At 66.9% G+C, this 5,639-nt stretch carries 7 protein-coding genes; 3 read left to right on the forward strand and 4 right to left on the reverse strand.

What is annotated here, in order from left to right:
* Positions 1 to 302: 302 nt before the first annotated feature.
* Positions 303 to 1,730, reverse strand: coding sequence for a mercuric reductase (locus tag Raf01_RS48725; RefSeq protein ID WP_203925011.1), 1,428 nt, complete (start codon positions 1,728 to 1,730; stop codon positions 303 to 305).
* Between the two features lie 127 nt (positions 1,731 to 1,857).
* On the opposite strand from Raf01_RS48725, the gene Raf01_RS48730 reads away from it, so the two are divergent.
* Positions 1,858 to 2,325 carry a DUF417 family protein gene (locus Raf01_RS48730; RefSeq protein ID WP_203925012.1) on the forward strand — a complete coding sequence of 156 codons (468 nt, stop codon included), beginning with the start codon at positions 1,858 to 1,860 and terminating at the stop codon, positions 2,323 to 2,325.
* Positions 2,326 to 2,405: 80 nt separating this feature from the next.
* Here the strand turns inward: Raf01_RS48730 and Raf01_RS48735 are convergent, their stop codons facing one another.
* Both Raf01_RS48735 and Raf01_RS48740 read right to left on the reverse strand, forming a co-directional pair.
* Entirely contained in the window at positions 2,406 to 3,518 is a 1,113-nt protein-coding gene (locus Raf01_RS48735) for a lactonase family protein (RefSeq protein WP_203925013.1), read from the reverse strand.
* Positions 3,519 to 3,690: 172 nt separating this feature from the next.
* Positions 3,691 to 3,972: a hypothetical protein gene (locus tag Raf01_RS48740; RefSeq protein ID WP_203925014.1), complete on the reverse strand. Its 282-nt coding sequence runs from the start codon at positions 3,970 to 3,972 to the stop codon at positions 3,691 to 3,693.
* A 151-nt stretch (positions 3,973 to 4,123) separates the two neighbouring features.
* Between Raf01_RS48740 and Raf01_RS48745 the strand changes: the two genes are divergently transcribed.
* Together Raf01_RS48745 and Raf01_RS48750 are read left to right on the forward strand one after the other, a co-directional pair.
* Positions 4,124 to 4,744, forward strand: coding sequence for a sigma-70 family RNA polymerase sigma factor (locus Raf01_RS48745; protein ID WP_203925015.1), 621 nt, complete (start codon positions 4,124 to 4,126; stop codon positions 4,742 to 4,744).
* Positions 4,741 to 4,950, forward strand: coding sequence for a hypothetical protein (locus Raf01_RS48750; RefSeq protein ID WP_203925016.1), 210 nt, complete (start codon positions 4,741 to 4,743; stop codon positions 4,948 to 4,950). The genes Raf01_RS48745 and Raf01_RS48750 overlap by 4 nt, the downstream gene beginning before the upstream one ends.
* A gap of 123 nt (positions 4,951 to 5,073) precedes the next feature.
* On the opposite strand, the gene Raf01_RS48755 is transcribed toward Raf01_RS48750, so the two are convergent.
* Positions 5,074 to 5,547, reverse strand: coding sequence for a redoxin domain-containing protein (locus tag Raf01_RS48755; protein WP_203925017.1), 474 nt, complete (start codon positions 5,545 to 5,547; stop codon positions 5,074 to 5,076).
* Between the last annotated feature and the right edge of the window lie 92 nt (positions 5,548 to 5,639).

Here is a 5,639-nt window from a genome sequence, read left to right on the forward strand (position 1 = left end):
CCACCGGGTCGAGCGGCGTCGCAACGAGGCGATTGAAAAGGCGCTCGCCCAGGGCGCTACTCCAGAGCAGGCCAACCGGGCCGTTGATCGAGCGGCACGGCGGTACACCAACGCGGCCATCACCAGCTCAATCAACAGCAGCTGATTCGGTATCGCGAACTGGACCGCCCCGTGCACCAGTTGCACCGGTCGGCGATCTGCGACACGTGATGGCGCGCCGCACCGCGCGGGTCGATGCTGCGCACCGTGTAAAAGTGGGCCGCCTTGACACCGAGGTCGCGGAGTTTCGCCACGGCGCCGTCCTAGGCGTCGTCGAACATGGCGAAGAGGGTGTTGAGCCCTTCTGCCAGGAGAGGGTGTGTGAAGATCGCGTTCGCCATGTCGGTGTAGGTGAGCTTGCCGAGCATGGCGATCTGAATCATGGTCATGATTTCGCCACCTTCGCTGCCCAGGACCGCGCAGCCGAGGATCTGTCCGCTGTCGGCGTCGACGATGGTCTTCATGAAGCCGCGCGTCTCTCCAGTTTCGATAGCCCGGATGACGGCGCTCATGGGGACCTTCGCGACGCGGATCGCGCGTCCTTGCGCCGCGGCTTCGCGCTCGGTCATGCCGACACGGCCGAGCTGCGGATCGATGAACATCGTGTACGGGACCGTCCGGTCCCTGGTACTCGCCTTTCCGCGCCTCATGAGGTTGGACTGCAGGGTGCGGTAATCGTCGTAGGAGAGGTGGGTGAAGGCTGGGCCGCCCTTGATGTCTCCCATCGCGTAGACGCCGGGGACACTGGTTTCGAGGTACTCGTCGACTTCGATGAAGCCCTGGCTGTCGAGACGGATGCCGGCTGCCTCGGGACTGAGGGCCTCGGTGTTCGGGATCCGGCCGATGGCCGACAGTAGATGCGAACCCTCAAGTTGGCGCTCACCGTCTTGGGTGCGAACGGTCAGTCGCAGGTGACCGCCGCCGGCCGGCTGGACCCGCACCGGCGTCGACGAGGTCAGGATCGTGATCCCCTCATCGCGCAGGATGGCGGCGACCTCGTCGGCGACGTCCTCGTCCTCGGTCATCATCAGCCGCGCGGCGCTTTGGATGATGGTGACCTCGCTGCCGAACCGGCGGAACATCTGCCCGAACTCCAGCCCGATGTAGCCCCCGCCGAGGATGATCAGATGCTTCGGGAGTTCGCTCAACTCCATGATCGAGGTTGAATCGAGCACGGGGACTTCGCCCGCGCCGGCAAGCTCCAGTGGCCTGGGTCGGGTGCCCGCGTCGATGATCACCGTCGATGCGCTGATGTGGCGCGTCCCGCCATGAGTCATGGCGACCTCGACCGTCTTCGGTCCCGTGAAGTGGGCCTCGCCTTCGATTAGCTCGAGCCCATCCTGCGCCAGGCGACTCGCGTAGTTCTGCTGTGCGCCGGCGACCATGGCCCGTTTACGTTCGCGCACGGCGACCAGGTCTACCGATACCGGGCCAGTGCGCACGCCGTATTCGGCGCCGCGGCGCGCCTGATAGGCCAGGCGCGCGGTGGCGACCATCGTTTTGGTCGGGGTACATCCCGTGTTGACGCAGACACCGCCCAGTTGATCACGCTCGACGAGGGCGACTCTCTGCCCTGCTTTCGCCAATTCGACAGGGAGGAATCGGGCGCCTTGGCTGGTTCCTATCACGATCGTGTCGTAGTGCTCATCGGTTATGGTGTTTCCTCCCCAGGTTCTGGTCTTGCCAGTCATCGTGTCGTCTCCCGCTGTTCCGAACTCTTCCGTAACGGGCGGTGGAACCGGCCGTCGCCGGGGCGTACGCATATGGGGCGCCGAGCGGGGTAACGGGACGGTCCGACCTGGCAACGATGGAGCGAGCATGCGAAGCCTCAATACACCCGTGGGTGGACTGACGTTGGCGGGAACCTTCGTCATGCGTTCCGCGCTGACAGCGAACCTTTTGTGGATCGGTGCGCTGAAGTTCAAGCGGTACGAAGTCGAGAACATCGAGCCGCTGGTCACGGCGAGTCCGCTGCTGGCATGGTTTCGACGGAGGTTGGGCGCCAACAATCTCGCGCGGCTCATCGGTATCACGGAGATCACCCTCGGATCGCTGATCTCCGCGAAGCCCTTGGCGCCCAGGGCCTCGGCGGCCGGAAGCTTCGGCGCCGCCACAATGTTCTTGATCACTCTCAGTTTTCTGATCAGCACGCCCGGGGCCCGACAAGAGGGCGAGGGAGTGTGGAGTCCTTCGCTCGTCGGACAGTTCTTGGTGAAGGACAGTGTGTTGCTGGGCGCCTCGCTGGTCACGGCCGCGGACGCGCTGCGGGGCGTCAACAATCCATAAAGACCCGGCATGCTCACGCCTTCGAAAGTGGTGTCTCCTGAGGCCGGGCCGGCCTCTGCCGGCCCGGCGTCGGATCCGGGTCAGGAGACGGCGATGCCCTCGGCGCCCGCGCTGTTCGGGACGGTTACTGAGGTGATCGGGGTGAGCGCGCCGCTGTGGCCGATGGTGAAGGCGACCAGCGTGCCGGTCGCGCCGCCGCGTACGTACAACCGGTCGCCGGTGGGTGAGGTCGCCGCGTCGATCGAGCCGGCCGCGGTGGCCGTGTTGCCCTGCGCGGTCAGTTCGCCGCGGGTGTCCTTCACTGCCGTGACGGAGCCGCTGCCAGCGTTGGACGCGTAGAAGACGCCGTTCGCGCCGGCGATCCAGCAGGTGGCGGCCTGCCCTGTAGCCACGCTGGAGACCTGAGTCAGGCTGTCGTTGCGGCCGACGGTGAATGTGGCCACCGCGTTCGGTCCTGCCTCGGCGACGACGAGGCGACCGGCGGAGTCGAAGTCGACCGCGAACGGCACGGCGCCGTCTTCGACCGTGGTGGTGGGTCGGGTCGACGGACCGCGCAGCGGGTCGACGTCGAAGACTTCGATGGCGTTGGTTGCCGCCTTGGTCGTGACGATCAGGCGGCGGCCGTCGGGTGTGAAGGCGACCTGGCCGGGAGTGTGCGTGAACTCGCCGGTGTCGGTGGCGATCGGCAGGTTCAGGTCCCGGTGCCAGGAGGCGACCTTGACCAGACGCGACCCGAGCCGTAGGTAGCCCTGGATCGAACCGCCGTTGCGCGCGTTGAGTACGTAGACGGTGTTGCCGTGGCTGGTCACGCTGACCGGGAACGCTCCGCCGGTGGAGATGACCTGCAGCTTGCTCAGGCGGTCCCCCTGGACTCCGAAGACGGTGAGCGTGTCGCTGCCGGCGTTGACCGCGTACAGCAGGTTGTGGGCCCGGTCCAGCGTCAGGGCGCCCTGCGAGGCCACATGATCGGCGACCGACCCGTTGAGCACACCACCCTTGCCGCCGGTCGAGTACGTGCCCCTCTGGTGCAGCGCGCTGTCGTAGGCGATGACGGCGTTGCCGTCGGTGCCGTCGGTCGCGACGAACACCGCTCCGCTGTGGTGGGCCGGGTCGGCCAGCGCGGGACTGGCGATCGCCGTGGCGCCACCGGCCGCCGCGGCGAGGATGACGGCGAGACGAACTGGTGTTTTCATGCTTCTCCTCCGGTTGGTTGTCCGACACACGGTTCGCGTCAGGCCGCCGGTAGCGTCTTACTCCACGTCATGGGTTGGTAATGTCCGTCACCGCACTCGCGCCGGATCCCGAAGATGCGGCGTTGTTGCTTGCGGGCACTACCGGCCTTCTTGAGGGAGGCATGCGTGTCTTTCATGAACCAAGCGGCCGGGGATTCAGACGCTCGCGCGTACGCGGTGATCTGCAGCCGCTGGCATGAAGCTGAGCCAGAAGGCCCTCGAAATCGAGCGCGCACGACCCGCACGCGCGGAGGTGCGCCGAGATGCCCGGGTAGTGCCGGGCAGCCTGGGCCGGGTCGATCGCGGCAAGGTCGACGAACACGTGCAACAGCTCGACGGTTTCGCCGCAGCCGGCATCGCACGGATCCGTGCGGAGCAGGCGACGAAGGGTCGACCAGTTGTTCGGCGGGGCCACTTCTGTGAGCGTCCGGAGTGTGTGCGGGTCTTACCGACGGATCGCCACGCTCTTCCGGGGATTCGTGTGACGCTCGCCATCGACGGGTGGCCGACCGCTGGCCGGACCGGGCGAAGTCCCGCCGCCGCCAGCCATTGCGTACGCTTGCGCGGTGCCACTGGACGAGATCTCAGCGCGGTGGGTCGCGGATCTGCAGGCGACGGGCGCAGTTCGCGAGGATGCGCACGCGCGGCTGCACGATCTGCTGCTGCGAGCCGCCCGGGCCGAGGTCGGCCGGCGGTCCGGGCGCGTCCGGTTGTCCGGGGTGGAGCTCGACGATCTCGCGTACCAGGCGGCCGCTGACGCGATGCTCGCCGTGCTCGGCAAGCTGGCCGGCTTCCGTGGCGAAAGCCGGTTCACCACGTGGGCCTACAAGTTCGTCATGCTGGAAGTGTCGGCCAAGATCGGCCGACACTTCTGGACCCGCAAGCCGACCCTGCCGCTCGACGAGGCAGACTGGGAGCGGATCCCAGCCCGGTTCGGGCTCAGCTCGGAGAATGAGGCGGAGTGGCGGGAGCTGATGGACGCCTTCCGGCACTCGATGGAGCACGAGCTGAACGAGCGGCAGCGGCTCATCTTCAAAGCGATCGTCCTTGACGGCGTCCCGCTCGACACGCTGTGCGTCGAGCTGTCGACGAACCGGAACGCTATTTACAAGAACCTCTACGATGCTCGGCGCAAGCTCCGCGCCGCGCTGGTCGCCAAGGGCCACCTCTCGGAGGATGCGTCATGATCGATCTCGATGCGTTCCTCCGGACCGACCCGCAGGATGTCGGCTGTGGCGAGGCGACGGAGTTGCTCCATGTGTATGCCGACCTGCACCTGGCCGATCCCGAGGAAGCCGCCCGGCGATACCCGGGGATTCTGGCGCATCTGCGCGCCTGCGGCCCGTGCTCGACCGACTTCGACGGACTCATCGCGGCCCTGCACGAGGAATAGACGCGCGGTGGTATTCCACTGAGGCGGCGACCACGAGAAGGAGCCGGTCGGCCCTAGCCGATCGCCCTGCCGTATCTGTGCGGCGGCGAGACAACTGGGTGGCCCGCCGCCGCGGTTCAGTGGTCAGTGTTGGCGCAGGTAGCGGACCATGCCGAGAACGTCCTCGGGGACCAGGCGGCCGATCGCGCCGCTGGAGTAGACGCTCAGTGCTACCCGGCCGGCTGGGTCCAGGAGGAAGCCGGTCGACTGCAGGTAGTGCGGTTCCGGGTTGACGAATGCGCCGGTGGCCGCGGCGATCGCGTCGGCGTCCGCGCCGTAGCCGATCGGGAACGTCAGCTGGTACTTGTCGATCATCGCCCGTGCAGTCGGCTCGTCGTCGACGGAAAGCGAAGCAATCTTGATGCCGGCCTCCTCGAACTGCGGCAGTGTCTGTTGGAAAGCACGCAGCTGAGCCACGCAGTAGGGGCACCACGAGCCGCGGTTGAAAAGAACGACGGCGTAGTCGCCAGCGAGTGCCGCCGGCAACTCAATGGTGTCGCCGCCAACGAGGGTCAAGGGCAGGATCGGGAACTTATCCCCGGGATTCAGAAGGGCCATGTCTCGTTGGCGTCGGCGGCGGGCCCATTCTTACCGGCCGGCTCTATTAGACGAGAAACGGGCTGGCGCGGTGCCGACGTCCGGACCCGTAC

This window comes from Rugosimonospora africana (assembly GCF_016862975.1).
Lineage (GTDB): Bacteria > Actinomycetota > Actinomycetes > Mycobacteriales > Micromonosporaceae > Rugosimonospora > Rugosimonospora africana.

Excerpts from the sequence above, each read along its gene's own strand:
- Raf01_RS48725 (WP_203925011.1), bottom strand. The coding sequence starts at position 1,730 with ATGACTGGCAAGACCAGAACCTGGGGAGGAAACACCATAACCGATGAG.
- Raf01_RS48750 (WP_203925016.1), top strand. The coding sequence starts at position 4,741 with ATGATCGATCTCGATGCGTTCCTCCGGACCGACCCGCAGGATGTCGGC.
- Raf01_RS48735 (WP_203925013.1), bottom strand. The coding sequence starts at position 3,518 with ATGAAAACACCAGTTCGTCTCGCCGTCATCCTCGCCGCGGCGGCCGGT.
- Raf01_RS48730 (WP_203925012.1), top strand. The coding sequence starts at position 1,858 with ATGCGAAGCCTCAATACACCCGTGGGTGGACTGACGTTGGCGGGAACC.
- Raf01_RS48755 (WP_203925017.1), bottom strand. The coding sequence starts at position 5,547 with ATGGCCCTTCTGAATCCCGGGGATAAGTTCCCGATCCTGCCCTTGACC.